Origin of the sequence: Acaryochloris sp. IP29b_bin.148 (assembly GCF_028285565.1) — a bacterium.
In the GTDB taxonomy this organism is placed as follows: Bacteria; Cyanobacteriota; Cyanobacteriia; order Thermosynechococcales; family Thermosynechococcaceae; genus Acaryochloris.
In genome coordinates this window covers 12,101-35,353 of record NZ_JANQOY010000172.1, presented here as the reverse complement: position 1 = coordinate 35,353, position 23,253 = coordinate 12,101, and the positions used below count along the sequence as shown (strand labels likewise).

Annotated in this window: 15 protein-coding genes and 1 riboswitch; of the genes, 10 read left to right on the top strand and 5 right to left on the bottom strand. The window is 48.3% G+C overall.

Annotation, left to right across the window (positions count from 1 at the left end; translation table 11 throughout):
• Nucleotides 1-5: 5 nt before the first annotated feature.
• Entirely contained in the window at nucleotides 6-2,420 is a 2,415-nt protein-coding gene (locus tag Q0986_RS15875; RefSeq protein ID WP_299412391.1) for a sucrose synthase, read from the top strand.
• Between the two features lie 80 nt (nucleotides 2,421-2,500).
• Here the strand turns inward: Q0986_RS15875 and Q0986_RS15870 are convergent, their stop codons facing one another.
• Nucleotides 2,501-3,130 (bottom strand): V4R domain-containing protein, encoded by a 630-nt coding sequence (locus tag Q0986_RS15870; RefSeq protein WP_299412386.1) that lies wholly within the window; start codon nucleotides 3,128-3,130, stop codon nucleotides 2,501-2,503.
• Nucleotides 3,131-3,668: 538 nt separating this feature from the next.
• On the opposite strand from Q0986_RS15870, the gene Q0986_RS15865 reads away from it, so the two are divergent.
• The 3 genes from Q0986_RS15865 (at nucleotide 3,669) to cobW (ending at nucleotide 8,700) form a co-directional block, all read left to right on the top strand.
• Nucleotides 3,669-6,707 carry a hybrid sensor histidine kinase/response regulator gene (locus Q0986_RS15865; RefSeq protein WP_299412382.1) on the top strand — a complete coding sequence of 1,013 codons (3,039 nt, stop codon included), beginning with the start codon at nucleotides 3,669-3,671 and terminating at the stop codon, nucleotides 6,705-6,707.
• A gap of 53 nt (nucleotides 6,708-6,760) precedes the next feature.
• Nucleotides 6,761-6,902, top strand: a riboswitch (cobalamin riboswitch).
• 112 nt (nucleotides 6,903-7,014) lie between these two features.
• The gene (locus tag Q0986_RS15860) at nucleotides 7,015-7,599 is read left to right on the top strand and encodes a HupE/UreJ family protein (protein ID WP_366918603.1); all 585 of its coding nucleotides are present in this window, start codon (nucleotides 7,015-7,017) and stop codon (nucleotides 7,597-7,599) included.
• A gap of 27 nt (nucleotides 7,600-7,626) precedes the next feature.
• The gene (gene cobW, locus Q0986_RS15855) at nucleotides 7,627-8,700 is read left to right on the top strand and encodes a cobalamin biosynthesis protein CobW (protein ID WP_299412376.1); all 1,074 of its coding nucleotides are present in this window, start codon (nucleotides 7,627-7,629) and stop codon (nucleotides 8,698-8,700) included.
• A 5-nt stretch (nucleotides 8,701-8,705) separates the two neighbouring features.
• Here cobW and Q0986_RS15850 read toward each other — a convergent pair whose 3' ends face one another.
• Both Q0986_RS15850 and Q0986_RS15845 read right to left on the bottom strand, forming a co-directional pair.
• On the bottom strand, nucleotides 8,706-9,740 hold the full coding sequence (locus tag Q0986_RS15850) for a type II secretion system protein J (protein WP_299412373.1): 1,035 nt from the start codon (nucleotides 9,738-9,740) through the stop codon (nucleotides 8,706-8,708).
• Nucleotides 9,737-10,648, bottom strand: coding sequence for a type II secretion system protein (locus Q0986_RS15845; RefSeq protein WP_299412369.1), 912 nt, complete (start codon nucleotides 10,646-10,648; stop codon nucleotides 9,737-9,739). Before Q0986_RS15845 ends, Q0986_RS15850 begins: the two co-directional genes overlap by 4 nt.
• Nucleotides 10,649-11,114: 466 nt before the next feature.
• On the opposite strand from Q0986_RS15845, the gene Q0986_RS15840 reads away from it, so the two are divergent.
• A complete protein-coding gene (locus Q0986_RS15840) occupies nucleotides 11,115-12,332 on the top strand; it encodes a DUF790 family protein (protein WP_299412366.1) in 1,218 nt (405 codons plus the stop codon).
• Between the two features lie 15 nt (nucleotides 12,333-12,347).
• Here Q0986_RS15840 and Q0986_RS15835 read toward each other — a convergent pair whose 3' ends face one another.
• A complete protein-coding gene (locus Q0986_RS15835; protein ID WP_299412362.1) occupies nucleotides 12,348-12,857 on the bottom strand; it encodes a PH domain-containing protein in 510 nt (169 codons plus the stop codon).
• Between the two features lie 208 nt (nucleotides 12,858-13,065).
• Here Q0986_RS15835 and Q0986_RS15830 point away from each other — a divergent pair, with 208 nt between their 5' ends.
• Entirely contained in the window at nucleotides 13,066-13,830 is a 765-nt protein-coding gene (locus Q0986_RS15830; protein WP_299412358.1) for an SDR family oxidoreductase, read from the top strand.
• 107 nt (nucleotides 13,831-13,937) lie between these two features.
• Here Q0986_RS15830 and Q0986_RS15825 read toward each other — a convergent pair whose 3' ends face one another.
• Nucleotides 13,938-16,226, bottom strand: a complete 2,289-nt coding sequence (locus Q0986_RS15825; RefSeq protein WP_299412356.1) for a GAF domain-containing protein — start codon at nucleotides 16,224-16,226, stop codon at nucleotides 13,938-13,940.
• Nucleotides 16,227-16,929: 703 nt separating this feature from the next.
• Between Q0986_RS15825 and Q0986_RS15820 the strand changes: the two genes are divergently transcribed.
• The 4 genes from Q0986_RS15820 to Q0986_RS15805 all read left to right on the top strand — a co-directional run bounded on the left by Q0986_RS15820 (nucleotide 16,930) and on the right by Q0986_RS15805 (nucleotide 23,188).
• Complete coding sequence (locus Q0986_RS15820) at nucleotides 16,930-18,318, top strand: CheR family methyltransferase (protein ID WP_299412352.1); 1,389 nt, start codon at nucleotides 16,930-16,932, stop codon at nucleotides 18,316-18,318.
• A 1,093-nt stretch (nucleotides 18,319-19,411) separates the two neighbouring features.
• Nucleotides 19,412-20,566 carry a response regulator gene (locus Q0986_RS15815; protein WP_299412348.1) on the top strand — a complete coding sequence of 385 codons (1,155 nt, stop codon included), beginning with the start codon at nucleotides 19,412-19,414 and terminating at the stop codon, nucleotides 20,564-20,566.
• 65 nt (nucleotides 20,567-20,631) lie between these two features.
• The gene (locus tag Q0986_RS15810) at nucleotides 20,632-21,732 is read left to right on the top strand and encodes a chemotaxis protein CheW (RefSeq protein ID WP_299412344.1); all 1,101 of its coding nucleotides are present in this window, start codon (nucleotides 20,632-20,634) and stop codon (nucleotides 21,730-21,732) included.
• A 100-nt stretch (nucleotides 21,733-21,832) separates the two neighbouring features.
• Nucleotides 21,833-23,188 carry a methyl-accepting chemotaxis protein gene (locus Q0986_RS15805; RefSeq protein WP_299412341.1) on the top strand — a complete coding sequence of 452 codons (1,356 nt, stop codon included), beginning with the start codon at nucleotides 21,833-21,835 and terminating at the stop codon, nucleotides 23,186-23,188.
• Nucleotides 23,189-23,253 lie beyond the last annotated feature (65 nt).

Here is a 23,253-nt window from a genome sequence, read left to right as displayed (position 1 = left end):
TCTATATGTCTCAGTTGATTCAAGCGGTCTTAAATAGTGATGAAAGAACGGATTTGCGACAGTTTGCCAGTGAAGTTCATAATCAATCCGAACGCTATCTACTCCGCAACGATATTCTGAGCGTATTTGACACCTTCTGCGAGAAATACGAGAAAACCCCTGCGTTCCAACTGTCTTCGCGTCTACAAAAACTGATTTATTACACGCAGGAAATCATCGTTGAGGATGAGAATCTCTATCTGATTATTCGTCCCAAAATTGCCTCAGAAGAAGCCTACCGTTTAGATCCAAGAGAATTGGTCTATGAGCAAATCCAGATTGCCGAGCTATTGGACCTACGCGATCGGTTTGTCGGTCACTATCATCCTCAAGAGGGAGATATTCTCGAAATTGACTTTCGCCCCTTCTACGACTATTCCCCTGTTATCCGAGATCCGAAAAATATTGGCCGAGGCGTTCAGTATCTCAATCGATACTTATCTAGCAAGCTATTTGAAGGACCTCAACAATGGCTGTCCTCTCTTTTTGAATTTCTCAGACTCCATTCCCATAACAGTACTCAACTGCTGATCAACCAGAGAATTCAGAGTTCAGAACAGCTCTCTGAGCGGGTCAAGCAAGCCATTGGCTTAGTGGGAGGACTGCCGCCTGAGCAGCCCTATTCTGAATTTAGATTTGACTTTCAAGAATTGGGGTTTGAACCGGGTTGGGGGAACACCGCCGCCCGGGTTTTAGAAACCTTAGAAATGCTGGATGAGCTGCTTGATTCTCCTGATGATCAGGTGTTAGAAGCTTTTATCTCCCGTATTCCCATGATCTTTAAGATTGTGCTGGTCTCTATTCATGGCTACTTTGGTCAAGAAGGGGTGTTGGGTAGACCTGATACTGGCGGACAAGTCGTCTACGTCTTGGATCAAGCCAAAAGTTTGGAAAAGCAGCTGCAAGAAGATTTGCAGCTAGCAGGCTTAGATGTGCAACCGAAGCTAATTATCCTGACTCGGCTGATTCCCAATAGCGAAGGAACCCTCTGCAATCAACGGTTAGAGAAAGTGCATGCTACGGATAATGTTTGGATTTTGCGCGTTCCCTTCCGAGAGCTGAATCCCAAATACACCCAAAACTGGATTTCTCGGTTTGAAATTTGGCCCTACTTAGAGACTTATGCCATCGATGCTGAGCGGGAATTACTCGCTGAATTCCGGGGGTTGCCGGATTTGATTGTTGGCAACTATACAGACGGCAACTTAGTGGCTTTTCTTCTCTCTCGTCGATTGGGCGTGACCCAATGCAATGTCGCCCATGCCTTGGAGAAATCGAAATACCTATTTAGTAACCTGTATTGGCAGGATCTAGAAGAGCAGTATCACTTTTCCATGCAGTTTACGGCTGATCTGATTGCCATGAATGCGGCGAATTTCATTGTTACTAGCACCTATCAAGAAATTGCAGGCCGTCCCGATACCATCGGTCAGTACGAAAGCTATCGCTCTTTTACCATGCCTGATCTGTATCATGTCGTGTATGGAGCAGAGTTATTCAGTCCTAAGTTTAATGTTGTTCCTCCCGGCGTTAATGAAAGTGTCTATTTTCCCTTCACACGGCATCAGGAGAGGACACCAGGGGATATAGATCGACTGGAAGAGTTGCTGTTTACCCTCGAAGACCCTGAACAAGTCTTTGGTCACTTAGCAGATCCAGAAAAACCGCCACTGTTTTCGATGGCCCGCTTGGATCGGATCAAAAATTTAACGGGCTTGGCAGAATGCTTTGGCCAACATCCTCAACTTCAAGAGCATTACAATCTTATTCTAGTGGCTGGAAAGCTAAGAACCAGTGATTCCGTTGATCACGAAGAAATCAACGAAATTGAGCGCTTATACCGAATTATTGATCAATACAATTTGCATGGGAAAATTCGTTGGTTAGGGGTTCGTTTTCCTAAGCAGGACTCGGGTGAAGTTTATCGGGTCATTGCCGATCACAAAGGTATCTTTGTCCAACCTGCCCTCTTTGAAGCCTTTGGGTTAACGGTCCTAGAAGCCATGATTTCTGGACTTCCCACCTTTGCCACCCGGTTTGGTGGACCGTTAGAAATCCTTCGGGATGGCATCGATGGTTTTTATATCAACCCAACCCATAATGAAGAAATTGCCGCTAAATTGCTAGAGTTCGCCAAGGAATGTGCAACCAATCCAGACTATTGGCAACAAATTTCAGAACAAGCCATTGAGCGGGTCTATACTACCTACACCTGGAAAATCCATACCAGCCGCTTACTTTCTCTCGCCAAAATATATGGTTTTTGGAACTACACTTCTAGGGAAAATAGAGAGGATATGCTCCGATATATTGAGACTATTTTTTATCTGTTATACAAACCCATGGCGAAAAAGCTATTAGCTAAACATATGGGTTCCTGAACAACAGGCAGAGCCTTGTCATCATCGCTTAGCCCATCAGTCTGTTGCACCTATATGGCCATGCCCAAATAGCCAGCAGTTTAGTGGATATCATGGATAGTTTGCCAAAAGGTCGCAGAATTAACGAGACCACTGTGCCCTAGAATAAACGTACAATTTTGATGCCCCTGCTCATGGCATTCCGTTTCAATGGCCTCATATTCCTGGCCGGACAAACGGCTAAAAAATCCCGCTAACACGCCTGCAATCAGTGGGCATACCGGTTTATGTTTCGTTTCTTTGGTGCGATGGATTTTTGTGTTGGTAAATGTCACAAAAAAATAATCTCTTTGTGCTTGGCTTAACGCTAAGTTGACGTTTCCATATTCAGACAAATAGGCATGAGCCCACCACATTTCTAAGATCTCCCGCCAATCCAAATCAAGGAGACAGAAACTTCCCGACTCACAAGCCAAATAAAACGCTTTAAATTCCCTTTCCCCGAGCTCTCTGCCGATCTGATAGATCTCTTGGGCAGGAAAGTGTCTAACCACATTATTCAACATGTTTAGTGGGTTAGTAGGTATTTCCCAATTCTGATGTGAAGCCTCACTATCCACAGAAAAACAACGCTGTATTGTAGCAATAGGAGGCAGTAGATCGATAGAAGCTTTATCCGTTTGGGGTAAGGTAAATTCGTTAAGTGGACTTTTTAACTTGGCATGTATCATGATTGCAAGGAAAGATAATACGAATGTGAAAAGTAGAATTAATTATTAGTATGTCAAGCCCAGGTTTTTGATCATGTCTGTCAACATGTCTAAGTTGTCTGGCATCAGGTTTTTGTTTGGCAATTCTTGAAACATTATGCCCAATTCAAGATAAATCTTCCTAATTAAATCTTACGCGCTAGCAATCATTAGACTGCTTGAGTCGAAAATGTGCATCAGATTTAATTGGGGTCTGGCCCTCCAATCGATTCGTAAAAGATCGAGGGAGAACTTGTCAGGGTAACGGTTCCTTGTCTAAGAACTGAGCCTTCGGTTGTTCAGTCTAGGACAGAGAGGGGAACGCTAAAGGAGCAGGATAGAGTATTTCCATCCCTGATGGAATCGCTATAGAAAATGGTTTCTATAGCTAGATAAAGGCTTTAGAGCTAGTGACTCATTAAAAATAATTTTTGGCTTGCGACTATTTTCTAGACAAAGTAAAAACATGCAATTCCTAAATCCATCAAAGTTGAGCATTCTTGATGGCCTGAGACCTATTATGAGGCTCTTTCATTCTCGACTCATACGACAGATTGTTATCTGGGGGTTAGGAAGCATTATTGTGGTTGAAATTATGCTGTTGGTACCGTCCTACTTTCAGCAGCAGGAGACACAACTCACCCAATTAGAAGCACAAGGGTTCACGGTTGTGGTTTCGCCCTTGTCAAAATTATCTTCCTCAACACAGTCTCAGGAGCAGTTGCTGGAGAGCGCTGAGCAATTAGTTGCAGAATCAAATGTGCTTGGGGGCCATATTTATTATGCAGATGGCACCCTTGTCGGGACCTTTGGAACGGTACCTCAGCTCCCCCATACGGTCTTCAAGCAAAAAACGGTGACTCGTGTTTGGGATGCACAACAGTCGGTGTATGACATTGTCTGGCCTCAGCAGTCCCTGGCCGGTGACTATAGCTTTATCCTGCGGCTGGATGGACGAAACATCAAGGCTGCGACTCAAGCCTATGTGTTGCAGAAAGCCGAGGTGATTTTACTGTTTGGCATCACAATTCTGATGATGGTCTTACTGATTCTAGGGCAAACCATTGTCATCCCTATTCGTCGCCTACTCAATGATCTACAGGCAGTGGAAGGGGCGATGTCTGATGACCCCTATGAGGTGCAGCTGCCTCACGGTTGCGATCGCACCAGCGAACTCGAAGCAGTGATCACCGCTTTTAACATCGTTCTCCAGCGAGCTGCCGTGAATATTGGCCAACTGAAAGGCAGCATGATTACCCTGCTGGAGGCCCGTCAACAGGAACTCGAACAGACCGTGACTGATCTGGAGATAGCCAAAGAGGAGGCTGAAGCTGCGAATCGGGCCAAGAGTCAATTTTTGGCCAACATGAGCCATGAAATTAGGACCCCGATGAATGCTGTAATTGGCATGACCGGGTTGTTATTACATACCCCTTTAGAATCTCAACAGCAGGACTTTATCGAAACCATTCGTAGTAGTGGTAATACCCTCTTAGCGCTCATTGATGACATCCTAGATTTCTCCAAAATTGAGGCCGGCAAACTGGATCTAGAAACACAACCGTTTGAACTCAGAACCTGCATTGAAGAAGCGCTGCTGATTGTGGCTTCAAAGGCCGCGGAAAAGAATCTGGAGTTGGCCTATTTAATCAATCCCCCAACGCCCACAGCCATTCTGGGAGATATCACCCGGCTCCGGCAAATCTTGGTGAATCTGCTCAATAATGCCATTAAGTTCACCCAAGAGGGAGAAGTCGTTATCTATGTATCGGCCACCTCCATCAATCACTCCCCCGATCAAGCTGCATCAGACTCAGATATCCCCGTGATTGCGGGGGCAACCCAGTATGAGATCCAATTTGATGTCAAAGATACAGGCATGGGCATCCCAGGCGACAAACTTGAGCACCTATTTGATTCCTTTGCCCAAGTCGATGCTTCTACAACCCGGAAATTTGGCGGCACGGGATTGGGATTAGCCATTTGCCAACAGCTGAGTGAGTTGATGGGGGGCAAAATATGGGTCAACAGCGAAATAGGGCACGGCTCGACCTTCTCTTTCACCCTCTTTGCCTCCGAAATTCCAAATTATGTGAGTCCCCAAATCGGATCAGAGGGGCAACTCGCAGGCAAACAGCTCTTAATTGTGGATGACAATGCCACTAATCGCGACATCTTATCTTTACAAGCTCAATCCTGGGGCATGCTCACCTGTGCAGTGAAGTCGGGGGTTAAAGCCTTGGAATGGTTACAGAGAGGGGTGCACTTTGACCTTGCCATTATAGATATACAAATGCCTGAAATGGATGGCTTGACGCTGATCGAGAAGATTCGGGAACAGCCCAATGGCCAGTCACTTCCCTTAGTGGCCTTAAGTTCCCTTGGGCAAAACGATATTCGTGCTCGCACAGGAGACCTCTATCTTTCAGCTATTTTGAACAAGCCTGTCCCACAAACCCAGTTGCAAACGATTCTTGCTCAGGTTCTGGAAAATCCAGGGATTAAGGTTGCGCTAACCGCAGACCTGCAAGTGTGCCCCACCAACCTAGGCGAGCAACATCCCCTGCGGATTCTCTTAGCAGAGGATATGGTTGTGAATCAAAAGGTAGCCTTATTAACCTTGAAGCAGCTCGGCTATCGAGCCGATATTGCCAATAATGGCCGAGAAGTGATCGAAGCACTTGAACGGCAATCCTATGATGTGGTGCTTATGGACATGCAAATGCCAGAGATGGATGGCCTTACTGCTACCCGAAAAGTCTGCCAACGATGGTCTCCAGAAGAGCGCCCCCACATTATTGCGATGACGGCCAATGCGATGCGCGGCGATCGGGAAATGTGCTTGGATGCCGGTATGGATGCTTATATTACTAAGCCCATTCGCAGTCACGAACTAAGAGACGTCCTTCGTCGCTGCCAACCCATGGTAGAGGAGAAGCTTTCCCCTGCAGCCCATCTCGTTACAAACGCTTCTCCAACAGGCGCAGTCCAAGAGGCCGTTTTAGCGTCCCAAGCCTCGCCAAGATTAGCCGAAAGCCTGTTTGCAGCCGATCACCGTTGGACCTCTGATACCAGCCCCCCCCTGCCTGAGATGAATGCATCGATTGCAACAGCCCCAACGACGAAGCTGCAGGATCAGCCTGTCCCATCTTCTCCTCCCCCTATCACTACTATGGAGCGATCCAAAATGCCTGATACTCCGATTGATCCCACCATTATCGACCCTACCGTTTTAGACAGCTTCCGTCAGCTAGCCGGGGAACAAGCCTCCTTGCTGATTGCTGATTTACTCAATACCTACCTGGAAGATGCTCCCGGACGGGTCAACAAAATGCACCAAGCGTTGCAAAACAATAAGCCAGATGATTTAATGGATGCCGCTCATGCCTTGAAATCAGCGAGCGCTAATCTGGGAGCCAAACAGCTTTCTGGTCTTTGCGCTCAAGCAGAAGCCCTGGGCAGGGCAGGGTCCCTTGAGGGGGCTCAAGACATCGTTACTCAAATTACCCAAGCCTATGAGCGGGTCCGCACTGCGTTTATAGCAGAAATGGCAGCGTGAGTATCACCAGGGAACTTTCACAAATAGGTGACCGATAGTTGGGTCAGACGTGATACGCTAAGGGTCACATCGGTTTTAGTGGGGAACAGCCACTAAAAAAATGGGGAAAGTTTGGTGTAAGTCCAGCACTGTCCCGCAGCTGTAAGCAGGTAACCCCTGTGAGTCAGAACGCCCGCCGATGCAGTTCCACGGTAAACGCTTCTGCGAGGTACAGAGAGTGGCAAAACAGATTGGCCTGTCCAGATTGAAGTCTGGGGAATTACTATTAAAACGCAGCCTAGGGGTAAGTCTGCTAGCAGGCTTGGGAGTGATCAGCTCCAGCATTGCAGCCCAAGCCCACCACCCCTTTGGCGGTCAAACGCCCGCTACATTCCTAGAAGGCTTCTTATCTGGGTTAGGACATCCCGTGATTGGCATTGATCATTTGGTATTTGTGATCGCTGTGGGGTTAACCGCTGCCATCCTCCGTCAAGGGATTTGGGTACCCCTGGCATTTGTGGGCACAGCTCTAGTTGGCACAGGTGTTCACCTTCAGAGTTGGAATTTACCAGCTCCTGAAGTCTTTATCTCTGCCTCTATCCTCCTTTTCGGTGGGCTGTTGGCCCTTCGGCACAGCCCCAATCCTTGGCTTGCTGCCGGATCAGCTGCAGTTGCAGGTCTATTTCATGGCTATGCCTATGGTGAAGCGGTGGTCGGAGCAGAAATGGCACCGCTTCTAGCTTATTTGATCGGGTTTTCAGTCATTCAACTGATGATTGCCGCTTCAGCCTATCGGTGTGGCCGAGCCTTCAATCCGATTCCCTCCGAACCGTCTATTCTGCCCTTACGATTTGCTGGATTTGCGATCGCAGGTATGGGTTTGGCCTTTCTAAGCTCCGTCCTCCTGGGCTAATCGTCAACATTCACGTTTCTTGATTCCATGCATAAAATTCCAGTGACAGTCGTCACCGGCTTCTTGGGGGCCGGTAAAACGACGCTCATTCGTCATTTACTCCAAAACAACCAAGGCCGCCGAATTGCCGTTATGGTAAATGAGTTTGGCGAGGTGGGCATTGATGGTGATCTCCTTCGCACCTGCCAGGTTTGCGATGAAGAAGAGGATGCTAGCAATATCCTAGAGCTGACCAACGGCTGTCTGTGTTGCACCGTCCAAGAGGAGTTCCTGCCCACCATGCAAACCCTCTTGCAGCGCCGCGATCAAATTGATTGCATTGTGATCGAAACCTCAGGGTTAGCCTTGCCCAAACCTCTAATTCAAGCCTTTCGCTGGCCAGAAATCCGTACTGGAGCAACAGTCGATGGCGTAGTTACCGTGGTGGATTGTGAAGCGATCGCCTCCGGCACCTTAGTGGGAGATCTCGATGCGCTGGAAGCCCAACGGCAAGCGGATGATAGCCTCGACCATGAAACGCCCATTGAAGAACTCTTTGAAGATCAACTGGCCTGTGCCGACCTCGTTTTACTGACCAAAGGGGATTGTGTAGACTCCCACAGCCAACAACGGGTCAAGAATTGGTTGCAGCAAACCCTTCCCAGTGGTGTCAAAGTCTTGCCCTGTCACGGGGGGCAAGTCAGTTCTGATCTGCTGTTAGGATTTAATGCTGCAGTGGAAGAGCATTTGGACACTCGCCCCAGCCACCATGACCATGAAGCCGATCATGAGCATGACGAGACGATTAATGCGGTTCAAATTAGGGTGGATCAGACCTTCGATCCTACAGTCCTGATCGCGCAGCTTCAGCAACTGGTCCAATCCCATGAAATCTTCCGCATTAAAGGCTTTGTCGCGGTGCCCAATAAATCGATGCGCTTGGTGATTCATGGGGTAGGTCAGCGCTTTGATTCCTTTTATGATCGACCGTGGCAACCTCAAGAACCCCGTCACACCCAGCTAGTCTTGATTGGTGAGGACTTACAGCAAGCCGAAATTGAGTCTGCTGTGCTTGCCGTGGCAACCCATGAGTCTCATTCTGCGGCGATGGCTGCGCCTTAACCAGCCTATTTCGTTACACAAACTGCATTACTCTCTGGACTGGTCACCACTCCCGTCGTGGCGGTAACGGTATAGCAATGCTGTTCGCCACTACTCCCTGACAAAGCCACAGCAGTGGATTCGTTTGTGCCACTATACACCTGCAATTCATTGGTGATCACCTGCTGCTTCACCACAAAAGTCGTTGAGTTGGCCTGTCCTAACCATGTCCAGGACAGATCGATCGTATCTGTGCCAGCCTGTCGCGTTCCCGTCAACACCGGAATCGGCTGCGTATTACCCAAGCGAGAGGTGGCCGTGCTACTCAATCGATGCAGTTCGACCGCTGAAATATAACTCCGCATCAGGATATCGACTTGGTCACCGATCACGCAGGTTTGAAAACCAGCCGTCCCCGTCAGCATGCCTGGCGCAGAACAGGGGGGCGATGCAGCGGTTTGATCTGCGATCGCATCCACTAACGTATCGCTAGAAATCGGATTACTACAGGGATCGATGCTGCCATCTAGTTTAGGAACCCGACCATAGCGAAAAATAGAGTTAGGGGGTAACCAATCTTGACGACTGGCCCGAATATCATAGATAACGCGATCATAGCTAGCGGGTTGGGGAGGCGGAGATCCAGCGTTTGGTCCCCCGGCTGGGCAAACCGTTGGAATTTGAGTATCAATGGGAATTTCTAAGTAAAGAACTAACGTGCCATAAGCCCCTAAGTCCGATAAGTTTATTCCCGCATCTGTCACTACAGCTGCCAGTGCCGATGAATCAGAGGCAATCACACGATTAGTCTGATTAATGCGATTCGCTCGTCTGACTTCATTGCTGATAAAATCAAAGGCCCGACTCAAGTCATATCGTCTAGCGGCAACAGCTGCAGTCCGCTTGTTGGCTCGAACTGCAGTAATAATCCCAAACCCCACTAAACTCATAACTAAGCTGGTCAGAATAGCGGCCGTCAGTAACTCCACTAAGGTAAACCCTTTATTTCGAGTCGGTTGGACTTTGGGGAACCACCGCTCAAGCTGTTGCTTGACATTCATTGTTGGTTCCAGCCCTCGGCGGTACAGCGGCCAGAATGGGTAATGGCCACAGGAGTGGTTTCGCCAATATAAGTCCCCACTCTGGTTAAACCCAAGGTGTTGGATATCGCAATACAGTGTTTCGGCGTCTGCTGATCATCGGGGAAAAAAAACACAATCTTACCCGTTGGATCGGTCGGTGTTTTTCCCCCACTTTCAATGGAGAACACCGGATTGCCCAGAACACCATATTGGATTGGAATATCAAAGGAAGAGGGCATTTGGGAAGGTGCGGACTTAGGAGACGGTGAGGGTGAGGGGGTGCCAGAAGGTGAAGATGGAGGAGAAGGCAAGAGCGTAATCGAAGGGGAGGACAGGGGAGAAGCTGCAACCCACACTGCGCCTTTTCTCATCCAACTGATATCATGCGGTTTACAATTCCCCCTATCGAGCCGAGAGGGGACAGTTTTACAAACGGCAATGATTTTAACAACCACCGTGGCCTTGGCTGGATGCCTGTCTTGATGATTCGATAGGAATGTCACCCTCGACGACGGCTCAGGATCAGAGGGGAGGTGCGCCGCAGTATCGAATTGCCCTGGCTGTTGACTGGACGGGCTAGAACCTGAGCGATTATCTGTCAAATTGGTCGCAACGGCCACTTCAGACGCTAAGGTGCGATTGCCCGTTTTTAAACATGAGCCCTTGACTTCCCCTTCCACAAAATTCAGCGTAACGGTACAGATTTTGTTCCCACGGATCGCTTCTCGTTGCGTTTCGTTCAGAGCTGTTTGCACTTCGGCTACGGTCTGCTTAAGTTTGGCTTGATTCAGCATTCTCACCACACTGGGCATTGCCAGACTAGCCACAATGCCCAAAATGACGACGATAGCCATTTTCTCTGCCAGGGTAAATCCTGACATCGACATGAATCTGAGCGAAGATCGTTTTAATCGTTTGGCTGACATCTTGCACCAAGAGTATGGGATATAAGAAAAACTTGCTGCTGTATCTCTCCTGGACTGTCATCAATACAATCAACCAAAAGCGCTGCTCCTTTTGACTTTACACAGACTGAGAAGGCCAGAAAATTCTAGGCGTTCTCACTTCGAAGCCTGTAGTCCCCCCGGATTGGCGGCAGTTTTACCCACCAGCGAACAACCTACCACTCCTTCAAGATACAAGGGTGCGCGGCCATCTCCAATATAGGTATGCCTTGCCCACATCCAAGGGCTAGTCTGTCCTCTGATGCTGAGTCCCGAAACCTTGAACAGAGGCGCGATCGCCCATGAGGTTCCCTAAATGCCTCTCAACTGATAAGGTTTTGGGTAGACAACACCCTGCAACGGGACGAAACGTCCCCGCCCAGGAGGTCCATAACAGGGATGAGAGAAGATGCTACCTTCCGATTTGCTGATGCATCGCTATCAAGGGGAAGCGATTGTGCCCAAACGGCTGGTGGTGAATGCTGCGAATCTTGCGATCGCACAAGAAGCGATTACCTGTTTTACCGCTGCCTGCAACCATACGAGGGGGGAACTCAACCAGCGACTGCAAGACCTAGAAGGGGATGGCACCGATTACCGGATTAAACGCGGACTGGCTCATCTGTTGTCCAGCAGCTTTTGCACCTTTGAGGTGATCAGTCCTCTAGATCCACCCTCCTTGCGTCAGCGGGTCTTTATGCTGGCCGCCCAGACCGTTCCTAGTCCAACCGCCACGACACAGACATTGGAACGCTTGGCCGTTAATCTGAGCCAAGAGTTAGATCGAGAGGTGAGTGCGACTCAAATCCAGGCCGGATTATATGCAGATCGCCCAGACAATCAGATCTTAACCACCTTTGAAGCACCCACACCAGAGGCATTACTGCATCGCTACAACTTGTCCCAGGTGCAGGGACTCTTTTATAAAGCCACCCACATTACGATCAATGCCCACCGCAATGATCCGGGCGAATATAAGCTCCTGTTTCGATATCTCAAACTCTTTAGTCTGATGGCCTATATCGAAGGCGATGCCGATCAAGGCTTTACCCTCAAAATTGATGGCCCTGCTAGTGTCTTTAGTGCCAGTACCCGGTATGGTTTGGCCTTGGCAAAGCTCCTGCCCGCCCTATTGCATGTGACCCGCTGGAGTCTAACCGCAACGCTAACCCACAAAGATAGTTACACCCAGCAACAGCGCACCCGTCGGTTCACCCTAGATTCGGATTGCGGGCTAGTCAGCCACTACCCCCCTGGCAAACCCTATGACAGTATGTTGGAAGCGAGCTTTGCTGAGCGTTGGCAAAAGACCAAAACCGACTGGAAATTGGAACGAGAAATTGATCTAATTCCGATCCCCGGAAGCGTTATGATTCCTGATTTTCGCTTAGTGCATCCCGATGGCCGTACTGTTTTGCTGGAAATTGTGGGGTATTGGCGACCCGAATATCTGAAAAAGAAATTCTCCCAGGTGCGCCAAGCGGATCGCAGCGATTTGATTTTAGCGATTTCTGAACGGCTCAATCTCGACAAAGCCGGTGTCAATTTTCGCGATACGCCTGCCCAACTGGTGTGGTTCAAAGATAAATTGTCTCCCAAGGCAGTGTTGCAAGTGTTGGAAGACTAGGCCCTACACACTGGCTTACTCCATGCCTTTCATAGCCTTTAACTGATTGACAAAGGCCAGCGGTTTCTCTGGGGTAATCACAATCGCTTTGCGATCGAACTTGAGGACCACACAATGACGTATATCTGTAGCTAACGCCCGATAAGGCCCCAGGCGTTTGTTACGAAAGGACCCTGAAAAACTAAACAGCCCGCCATTGCCAAAGGTTTTAATCGAACCCTCCATGGCATTGGAGTCGGCTTCGACGGTCGTTAGTTCTTGCAATGGAATTGGCGTTGTCCAGACCAGGCGTTTCACCAGCAAAGCATCTGGTGTGAGAACATATCCGCGCACGGTAAAGAGAGCGGTCACTATCAAGATTCCTAGCGGAATGATGACCATACTTAGGATCCAAATCCAGTTGCCTTTTGGCCCCGTCAACAGACCGATTAAAGCGATCCCAATTAATAACACGCTGGTTACACTTGAGATGATCTTGAGCGACATTCCCCAGGGGGCTGAGTAGGTTGTAGTCGCGACATCCATGGCTTTTCCCTCTACCGAGTCATTCTCGTAAACCTAAACTTAATCTAATACCTAAAAAACAGGGTGCCCTATGCCCCGATTATAGCCAAACTCCTGATTATCACTGATGATACGGTCAATCGATGAAGAACAAATCAGGATTCTGCTTTCAAAGAAAATCAAGTCTGATAAAGTCAAGAAAGAAGACCCTAATCAGTATGCAAACGCTATGGCAATCAAGAAGGTATTGGTTTCTGGAGCCACAGGACAAACGGGCTCGATTGTGGTGCATAAATTACGCGATCGCACCGATGAATTCGACGTCATCAGCTTTGTCCGCTCCGAAGCGAAAGCCAAGGAAAAGCTCGGATCGTTAGCGGGGATGGTCGTGGGTGATGTGACCGACCGAGCCAGTATTGATCGGGCGATCGCAGGATGCGATGCGGTGGTGATCCTATCGAGTTCTGCTCCCGTGATGAAAGGACCTCCTCAACCGGGCCAACGCCCCGAGTTTGAGTTTCCAGCGGGAGCCTATCCAGAAGATATTGACTATAACGGTCATAAAAATTTGATTGATGCGGCAGCGGCAGCCGGGGTCAAACAGATTGTCCACGTCGGCTCCATGGGAGGCACCAATGAGAATCACTATCTCAATACCATGGGCGGAGGCAATATCCTGATTTGGAAACGGCGAGCAGAACAGTATCTGATTGACTCGGGTATCACCTACACCATCGTTCGTGCAGGTGGATTGATTGATGAGCCTGGGGGAAAACGCGAAATTATCGTGGGCAAAGACGACTCTTTCTTTATCCCAGAGCGCAAGATGCCTCACAAGCTGCCCCGTGCCGATGTGGCTGAAGTGGTTATTCAGGCACTACGGGAACCGAATGCCCAAAACAAAGCCTTTGACATGGTGACTCGCGAGGAAGGAGAAGCTCCTCCCACATCTGATTTTGCAGCCCTCTTTGCTCAAACCACACCGGGTTTGTAGCCTGAGAGATTCTCACCCGTTGCCCCATTCTCAAGCACTGAGGACATTTGGAACTAACGCTTTGCCTGTGGAACTAACGCTTTGCTATGGATCTTCGTTTCCGAGAATCAGGTGTTGGGTTCTGTCGGTTGAGTCGCAACAATTGTCTCTAGGTCCTGAATCAAGGTTTGCATCGCTTGGGCTTGCGTCAACAGACGTTGTAAAACCTGAGTTAATGTAAAAGCCTGACGACTGGCATCGGTAGAGGTTTGGATATGTTCACCCATCCACTGAGTGATATCTACAGCCTGTGTGTTGAGTTGAGTCACTGCTGCATCAAGGCTAGCGGATAGCTGTTCAGAAATAAGGGACGGAGAATCACGCCCCACCCCCGTCACCAGAGGGGCTAAAAGGGCGGTTTCCTGTTGGATGCCACTCTGCAAGGACTCCATTAACGGTTTCATTTGGATCATATTGTCATCCAGCTTTTGTGCAACATTGCGCATATTTATGGCCACACTGGACAAATCAGGAGGGGGAACTTGCGTGGCCTTAGCAGCGATATTCATCGCCTGCAGATGAATTTGGGAGGATAATTGGCTGACCAATGTTCGCATGCGAGCCAACTGCTGTATCGAAATCTCTAATTGCTGAAGCTGAGTAACGGCAGCCTGAGCCGTTGTTTGGATTGGATGGTGGGGACCACCATATTGATGGAGGTGATCTTGCGCCCGGTCCACTTGCGCCAGAAGCTGGTGACTCTGAGATTGGACTTGTCGTGTGCTCGCACTAACGTTTTGAGCCAGGTCGATAAGGGTTTGTAACTGCGTATAGACGGATTGGGCGGTTTCTAAATGTTGGCGGGTCTCCTGTACCCAAGTGCTAATGGTGGGTTGACTAACCTGGAGATACTCCAAAAGTTGACTGTGCAGCCTCTGCAGTTGCTGACTGTCGGTATGGGACAGGGTGATATTTGTATTCCAAGCCTGCTCTGTTTGCGTCAGGACGTTGGCTTGCGCCAAGGCATAGCCGACTTGGGTACCAATTTGAGTGAATAAGTCTATTTCAGTAGGCTGCCACGATCTAGGGCCAGAACATTGATGGGCAATCAGTAAGCCAAATAAATCTTCTCCTGTGAGAATAGGAACCACCAAATTGGCATACACACCATAGGTTTTGAGCTGTTGCAGATGACAATCCGTTAAGCCCGCCTCATGGACATTACTAAGCGCTTGAACCCGTCCAGCCCGATATTTTTCAATATAGCCTTCGGCAAAACAGGGATCCGAAATTTTGGCCCACAGCATTTTGGGAATGCCGGGTTGCGTTGCCTCTGCGGCAACGGTTCCATAGCCATGTTCATCAATGCTATAGACAATAACGCGATCTGCTCTGAGGACTTTTCGACTCTCTTGGACGGTGGTGGTTAGGATCTCTTCTGTCTGTAATGACCCTCGGATCTGCTGTGTAAGTTGCATTAGCAACCGCAATTGATTGACTTGACCGTCCAGCTGACTCATGGTTCGAGTCTGGTCTAAGGCATACCCCACTTGTGAGGCTAATTGTCTAAATAATTCAATTTCAGATGGATTCCAATCTCTGGGCCTGGCACATTGATGGGCAATTAATAGTCCATATAGCTCTTCTTTCTGGAGAATAGGAGCAACGATATTGGCTTTAACGGCAAATCGTTCTAATAGGCCGATGTGACAGTCGTTCAGGCCGACGTTGTAGATATTATCGATCGCACGAACTCGCCCCTGGCGATACTGCTCCTGATAGCCCTCACTAAAACAAGGATCATGGAGTGCTGACCATTGTAATTTGGGATAGCCAGGAGCGACGGACTCTGCCACAAAGGTCCCATCACCATCAGGGTTTAAGGCAAAGATGGTGACACGATCCGTTTGCAAGATATGGCGAACCTCTTCTACAGCTGTCTTTAATAAGTCTTCTGCTGATAATGCTACGTGCAGTTGCCCGATAAATTGCATCAACAGTTCTGCTCGGGCGGCTTCATGCTCCTGAGAATGCATAAGGCTGGGGATTTGAGCATCAATCAGTTGGATATTGTTGGCTAGGGCCAATAGCGCATCATTATGCTCCCGCTCAATCTCTGAACCCGTCTCTTGTCGGTATAACCGATTCACTAGCTGATTAGAGTCTTGAGCGGCTTTAAGCAGCGGATGCAACTCACGATTGATTAACCATATGGCAAGGCTCCCCGCCAGCAATGCCATTGCACCGGTCCCCATCAATAAAAGGGGGATGCGATGCTTGAGCGTGACCTGAGCGTCATTGACTGACTGGGTGGGGCTAGAGGTACTGAGCTGTTGGTGGAGTGTTTCACTGGTGAAGTAGGTCCCTGTTCCCACAACTAAGATGGGTAGCATACTCAAAGCAATGACCCCAGTCATTAATTTTGCTTTGATAGAGATGGTTTTTCCACGCTGTAACAAGCTCTGCTTTAGTCTTTCCGCCCCTAAAGGTTCCCTTGAAGAGGGGACAGAAGTGATTGGCTCTAGCTGCTCTGACTCAGTTGGGGGGAAAGATGGTGGCGTCACGATGCATACCTCATAGCTGAAAGAAATGGATTCTGTCCCTTCGTCACTCAACTCGTCAATCGAACAACAATCGTTACGTGAAAAGCATGAAAGAGGCCTTGAACACCTATCTCAGGGTATTGAAGATTTAAGCAGTTTGCTGTTGCCTTGAAGACAACCGATCAGCAATTGTAGTCTCTAAAAATCTTTCGTCGCGAGGTCGAAATATTGCCATTCCCATACTTCAGCATACACTGTAACAATATGCTGGGAATGAAGTGCCATACACATCTCCCACTAACATTCGTATAGTTGGAGTCTTCACGCACATTTTCTGGATAAATATTTCAAATCTACGATGTAAATCCTCACGCCTTCCGTTTGTAGGCAATCGACCCAATCCATCGTAGATGTTCGCCAAGACAATCACCGCTACTACCAGATCCTTATCTAGGTTGCAGAGGGTAACGCTGGCCATGTGATCTACATGAATTTGTATGAGTGCCCTTTAGCACTGGGCATTCTAAAGGTATGTGCTTCGATATTGAGTTTCGCTTCACAAAATAAAGATATGTCCATGATCAACTCAGCGCTGAAGCAACAATTTTTAGATTTGATCCAGTCCCAGACGGGGATAAAGTTACGAGAACAGGACTGGGACACCTTAGAAAAGGAAATCGTTGGCCGAGTCCATTCTTTGCAACAGCCAGATGCCCATACGTATTACAAAAGCCTAGTTTTAGCATCTCAAGGCTCAACGCTTTGCTCAGGAGCAGAACTACAAGAGTGGAGCCACTTTTTGGATCTGATTACCATTGGCGAAAGCTATTTCTTTCGGGATCACGACCAATTTTGTGTTTTGCAGGAGCATATCCTACCTGAACTGATTGAACAGCAACGGATGGCTTATGCGACAGGTTTAATTCCCCAACTGGCCCTTCACCTTTGGAGTGCAGGATGTTCCACAGGTGAAGAACCCTATTCCCTTGCCCTTCTCCTACAAAAATTAATTCCTGATTGGTCTCAGTGGCATATCTCAATTTTGGGGACAGACCTCAATCCTGTTGCCATTGATCGGGCACGGCAGGGAGTTTACCGGAACTGGTCTTTTCGACAAACAGATCCGCAGCTGAAGTCCCAGGCCTTCAATCCCGTCCCTACGGGTTGGCAAATCCATGACACGATCCGGCAGCAGTTGACATTTCGCCGTGGCAATTTATTGAGAGATCCATTGCCGCAAGCGATGGTCAACAATTTGCACCTGATTATTTGTCGAAATGTTTTTATCTATTTTGATGCTGCTGCGATCGCACAAGTTTTAGCAAAATTTCATCGCGCCCTACGCCCAGAAGGCTATCTGGTCACAGGCCATGCAGAGCTGTACGCCCAAAACCTCCAGCAATTTCAAACCCTCAGTTTTCCAGGATCAATCGCCTATCAACAGCGCCAAGTCGAGGTTCCTGCTCCACCACCTACACCTTCAGCAGCTTCTCCAGTTTCCCCTATAAAGACCACAGCTCCTGCCACCTCTACCCCGATAGATAGGTCCACCACGGGACTAAGCACCCAATATCGTTTGGCAAAATCTTATGTGCAGCAAGAAGACTGGGAACAAGCCATGCACCATTGCCAGGCTGCATTGGAGATTAATGGAGAAGCAATTGCCCCACTCTATTTAAAGGCTCAAATCGCTCAAGAGCTGGGAGATGACAAACAGGCTAAAGTCATCTACAAGAAAATTATATATTTACAGCCCACTTCAATCCCGGCCTACTTAGAGCTAGGAACCCTTTATCAACAGGCAGCTCAGGGAGTGAGAGCTGCAAAAATGTATAGTGCCGCTCAAGATCTGCTTCAGCAACTCCCGGGTGAAACCTGGATCAATTATCAAGGGCAAATCAGGGCAGATCATTTATTAATGCATCTACGCCAACGCCTATTGACCCTCACCTCAGTGGCTGGATAACAGCTTAAAATTGAGCAAATAACATATAGAAGCGAGTGCTACAAGCCAGAGCTTTTAGGGGGGTGAACTCTATTCAGCACATGGATCGGCATTCAGAGCACGAACATAAATGCCCCTCTTCTTTATGGTGCGTTCCCCTTTTCATCAATTAGCATCATTGCCTACACGACAAAGTTGGCCTCCTCTCAAAGAAGCTGCTATTGGATGCTACTACATTGTGCTGTAGAGGACTCTCCCGACAGCTAAAAATGGAATCGAAGAATTTAATTTTTGTAAAATTAAATTTAATTCTTCACTTTGTTTTTTGTAAATTATTCAGTTTAAGTAAAAAATGACTTCGATGAATTAATTTGGCTGATATAGGCTGATAAAAATCTATTCTAAAGAGATTCACTGTAAAGAAATAACTCACTTTAGTGTAAACAAATATTTCTGTATTTACTTTTGTCAGTCTATAAACAGAGCTTGCTTGTGAGTCTCAAAACTTGCAAAGTTTTGAGCTAGTGTATTTTTCCATTTAATAGCTGTTAGTCAATTATTCAGCTTTACAAGTTATACATCTTTAAGGATCCATAGGGACAAGGGATGCCAGTCTACCAAAGCTTTTTGCCTTGATCCCTTAAAACGTGAAAGATAGCACGATTGCCACTTCTCAAATGCGCAACCACACCCGTGTTAGGAGATAATTTGAGGCTTCTCAGCTCCCTTCTGGGGACATCCTTGTAATTGCCAAAATGTTAAGTCAGATGTAATAATTTTTACATTTACTTACATCGTGAAATTCTTTTTTACAGAATTTTAAAATCAAAAAAAATCATAAAGCTCTTAAATTTTGTGCCTAACTCCTTTTCAGTTGAGGGAACACTAGAAAGTGAGCATCCTTAAAGACAAGATTCTATTTGCATTTACATGGTCAATCATTGTTTCGACCTAAATGTGGTTAAGGCATATTTGACCATCTATATATAGTTTCGATGCTACTTAAGCAATCAGGAAACTCAGCCTAAATTATGTCGTCTGACCTTCGAGCTAATCCAGGTAGCTTAGATGGCAGATCGTAATTAAGGTCCCCCTCACCTTTGGAGAAGCAAGCATGCAACAGTTCAAATCTAAGCAATTAGCTTATTTGATAGCTAACTTTAAGAGCCATAAATTTAGTGGTGCTCTTAAGGTTCAAGTTCAACCTCCTCAATCGACTCCAATGAGGGAACGGGTGATTGTTTTTAACCAAGGATGGATGACCTATGCAGGAGAACACATCGTTTCTGCCTCCGAACTGGCTACAACAATAGGTCATCAGCACAAAGTCCAGGTGATGGACACTGCACTTCGATTAGCCAAGAAACGAATTCAGAATAACTCTATCCAGAACTATTTTGAGCTGCTGGTCCAACTGCAGCTCTTTCAGTGGGCGGATGTGGCAGCATTTATGAAAACTAGGCTCCTCAGCACATTAGAGCAACTCATTCCCTATAGTGGAACCATCATCGAGGATCCTGAACTTGTTTTTGATCTCCGCTATACAAACACTCAGCCAGGATTTCGCTGGTGTGATTTACAACCTATTCTTACCCAACGACAACAGCAATGGGAAGCCCTCTCACCAGTCATCCCATCCATTGATGCAGTCCCTCGGAGTCTAGATCACGACTCTGCCGATCCGACCGTTACTCAGCATTTGCACAAGTGGGTCAATGGGCAGCACTCCATCGCAGATATTGCTACGGCTTCTGAGCAAGATCCGTTGGAACTCGCTCAGCAATATTACCAATGGGCTAAGTCCGGCTGGCTGACCTGCAAGAAATCTGACCCGTTGGCCTCTGCTGTAGCAGATAGTTCACATCAGCAAAGTTCACAAAAGGGCAATTCAGGCCGCCCCATTGTTCTCAGCGTGGATGATAGCCCGGTGGTGCAGACCATGATTAAGCGGGCCATTCAAGATCGCTATCAGGTGGAGCTCGCCAACAATGCCGTTGATGCTCTCAATCTGCTCAACAAAAAGAAGGTGTCTCTAGTGCTGCTAGATGTGACGATGCCAGACATCGACGGTTTAGAACTGTGCCGAACTATTCGTAGCATCAGCAAATTCCACGATCTACCCGTGGTGATGTTAACGGCAAAAGATGGGATATACAACAAACTGAAGGGACAAATGGCGGGATCGACGCACTATCTCACCAAACCCATTACCCAAGACAAACTGCTCGACATCCTCAATCGCTATGCACCTGTCACCGTTCAGGCTTGATATGGGATGGCACGGCCACGATTGACTACTCACTCTAATGATATTTGCGGGGATAGCTTAAACCAATGGAGATCGACAATCAAACTTATCTGATGTTTCGCCATAGTGATGCACTCTATGGCGTTGAAGCTCATCGGGTGCGCGAGATTTTCCAACTGCCGGAACTTACTCTTATTGCAGATGCCCCCAAGGATATTATGGGCAGCCTCAATTGGCGAGGCAAACTGCTCCCCGTGATGCATTTGGATCTGCGGTTAGGGCTACCCCTACAACCTTGCCAGCTCAGTGACACCGTCATTGTTATGGAGTGGCAGGGAATTCAAGTGGGGTTAGTGGTTCAACAGGTGTTGGATGTGCAGTCGGTGACCCCCGCTGCCCAAGAATCTGCCCCCGACTATGGCCGATCGCACCAGATCAACACTGCGTTTGTGGCGGGTATTGCCAAGGTAGGCAGTGAACTGGCGGTTCTGCTCAATCCTGAGACCTTAATTCGGCAACCCGATGAGGTTGCTATGTTGATCTGGGAAGCGGAATTGGATGCCCTCCCAGAGGACTCCCAAGGGACAGATATTGTTCTAGAAACAGAATGGCAAGCGCATGTGGTGGCTGGACACAGCGGCGCTAATTTTTATGACCGATATTGTGCGGCCATCACCCCTGCAGAGCAAGCCCTCTTTCGACAGCGAGCCGATGAGCTGCGACCCCCCTTAGCCGACACCGAGCAGACGGATCATCTGCCCTTAGCGGTCATTGGCCTGGATGAAGATTACTTTGCCCTAGAACTAGACAAGGTGCGTGAGTTTATCAATGTCCAGCACGTCACGCCGATTCCCTGTTGTCCTTCCCACATTGTGGGCAATATCAATCTGCGCGGAGAGGTGATGACCCTGGTGGATATTCGCACCGCTTTGCAGAAAACGCCTTCTACTGCAGTCTCGGCTAAGGCCATTGTTGTGGAAGTTGATGATGTCGTGGCCGGAATTCCGGTAGACGCTGTTTTGGATGTGATGTACCTCCCCCGAACGGGGATTACTGAGGTACCCATGGCGACCAGCCAGCAGGACTATTTTCAAGGTTTTGCCTCCTATCGAGATCAGCACCTGCGCATTCTAGATCTGCCAACGCTATTTGCGGCAGGCGGGTTAGCGGTGGATCAAGGAGGATAATCCTTCGCCAACCGCTGTTTGTTGAATGGGGCCTTGTCCCCATCGATTCTCTTGACTTAATTAACTATTTCGACCCCATTTTCAACCAAGGACTCATTTCATGAAAATTACCCAACAGATTCGTTTAACGATTGCAGCCCTGGCAGTTGTCGGTGTTGGTGCAGCCGTAATTGAACTTTACGGGCTGCAAAAGCCGGTGGAAGATGCCCGAATTCTTAAGGAGGTGGGTTTGCTTCGAGGCGATGCTGAGCACGCCGTGGAACTAGAGGTCTCTGGAGAGAAAAGTGACTCAGAGCTAGCCAAAGTTGACGCTCAGATCAAGGCGTTGATCGAAGGAGATCCCCAAGTCGGACTTCCTAAGGCTAAAGGGGAATTTTTGACCATTATGCAGAAAGTACAGAAGGATTGGGAGATCCTGAAGCAGGACGTGCTGGAGTTCCGAACGAATCCTGCAGCAAAAACACAGCTGAATAAAGACAACGAAATCTTTTACAAAGTCACCACAGAAGCCGTTGATGAGGCAGAGAATATTTTCCAGGAAGATATTGCAGAAGAGCGCTTGGTCATTATCGGTATTCTGATTACAGAATTGCTGCTGGTTGCCTTTGCGTTTGTGATGACCCAACGAGCCACAACAGCATTAAAAGAAACGGTTAACGGGGTGACCGGGAGTTCCTCTCAGATTGCAGCGACTGTGGATGAGCAAGGCCGAATTGTTTCGGATCAAACGGCTTCGGTGAACGAAACCACGACGACCATTGAGGAACTGGGTGCGTCTTCCCTGCAGGCCGCGCAGCAGGCTGATGCCTCCGCTAAAAGTGCCCAACAAGCTCTTGACACCTCTGAAACAGGTCGTCAAACCGTGCAAGAGACCCTGGATGGCATTGCAGGCCTGCGGACTAAGGTGGGTGAAATTGCCGAGAAAATTATGCAGTTAAGTGAAGAGACGGATCAGATTTCTACGATCTCGAAACTGGTGGCTGACGTGGCGGACCAGACGAACATGTTGGCCTTGAACGCAGCGGTGGAAGCGGCACGGGCTGGTGAACAGGGTAAAGGCTTTGCGGTGGTTGCGGGTGAGATTCGGAAATTAGCGGACCAAAGCCGTAACTCCGCCGATAAAATTGGAGCGCTCGTTGGCACGATTCAAAGCTCGATTAACAGCACGGTGATGGTGACCGACGAGGGCAACAAAACGGCTGATGTCGGCATTCAGTTGGCAGAACGAACCATGTCTATGTTCCAAGAGATTGCCACTTCGATTAATGAAGTGTCCATTGCCAGTCAACAGATCGCGCTCAGTTCCAAACAGCAGGCCGTTGGCGTGCAGCAAGCGGTTTCAGCTATGAATGCCATTAATCTGGGTGCCAAGGAAACGGCCACGGTGGTGAGTCAGGTGAAAGCGTCTACAGAAGAACTAACGGATGTGGCCAATCAGTTACAAGTTGCCGTTTAATTCCAGGCGAGGGAAGGGGGAGGTGAGTCTGTTACTGCCTCCCCATCCTGATGCCCTTGAGCCCA

Excerpts from the sequence above, each read along its gene's own strand:
- Q0986_RS15875 (WP_299412391.1), top strand. The coding sequence starts at position 6 with ATGTCTCAGTTGATTCAAGCGGTCTTAAATAGTGATGAAAGAACGGAT.
- Q0986_RS15870 (WP_299412386.1), bottom strand. The coding sequence starts at position 3,130 with ATGATACATGCCAAGTTAAAAAGTCCACTTAACGAATTTACCTTACCC.
- Q0986_RS15865 (WP_299412382.1), top strand. The coding sequence starts at position 3,669 with ATGAGGCTCTTTCATTCTCGACTCATACGACAGATTGTTATCTGGGGG.
- cobW (WP_299412376.1), top strand. The coding sequence starts at position 7,627 with ATGCATAAAATTCCAGTGACAGTCGTCACCGGCTTCTTGGGGGCCGGT.
- Q0986_RS15850 (WP_299412373.1), bottom strand. The coding sequence starts at position 9,740 with ATGAATGTCAAGCAACAGCTTGAGCGGTGGTTCCCCAAAGTCCAACCG.
- Q0986_RS15845 (WP_299412369.1), bottom strand. The coding sequence starts at position 10,648 with ATGTCGATGTCAGGATTTACCCTGGCAGAGAAAATGGCTATCGTCGTC.
- Q0986_RS15840 (WP_299412366.1), top strand. The coding sequence starts at position 11,115 with ATGCTACCTTCCGATTTGCTGATGCATCGCTATCAAGGGGAAGCGATT.
- Q0986_RS15835 (WP_299412362.1), bottom strand. The coding sequence starts at position 12,857 with ATGGATGTCGCGACTACAACCTACTCAGCCCCCTGGGGAATGTCGCTC.
- Q0986_RS15830 (WP_299412358.1), top strand. The coding sequence starts at position 13,066 with ATGGCAATCAAGAAGGTATTGGTTTCTGGAGCCACAGGACAAACGGGC.
- Q0986_RS15825 (WP_299412356.1), bottom strand. The coding sequence starts at position 16,226 with ATGACTGGGGTCATTGCTTTGAGTATGCTACCCATCTTAGTTGTGGGA.
- Q0986_RS15820 (WP_299412352.1), top strand. The coding sequence starts at position 16,930 with ATGATCAACTCAGCGCTGAAGCAACAATTTTTAGATTTGATCCAGTCC.
- Q0986_RS15815 (WP_299412348.1), top strand. The coding sequence starts at position 19,412 with ATGCAACAGTTCAAATCTAAGCAATTAGCTTATTTGATAGCTAACTTT.
- Q0986_RS15810 (WP_299412344.1), top strand. The coding sequence starts at position 20,632 with ATGGAGATCGACAATCAAACTTATCTGATGTTTCGCCATAGTGATGCA.
- Q0986_RS15805 (WP_299412341.1), top strand. The coding sequence starts at position 21,833 with ATGAAAATTACCCAACAGATTCGTTTAACGATTGCAGCCCTGGCAGTT.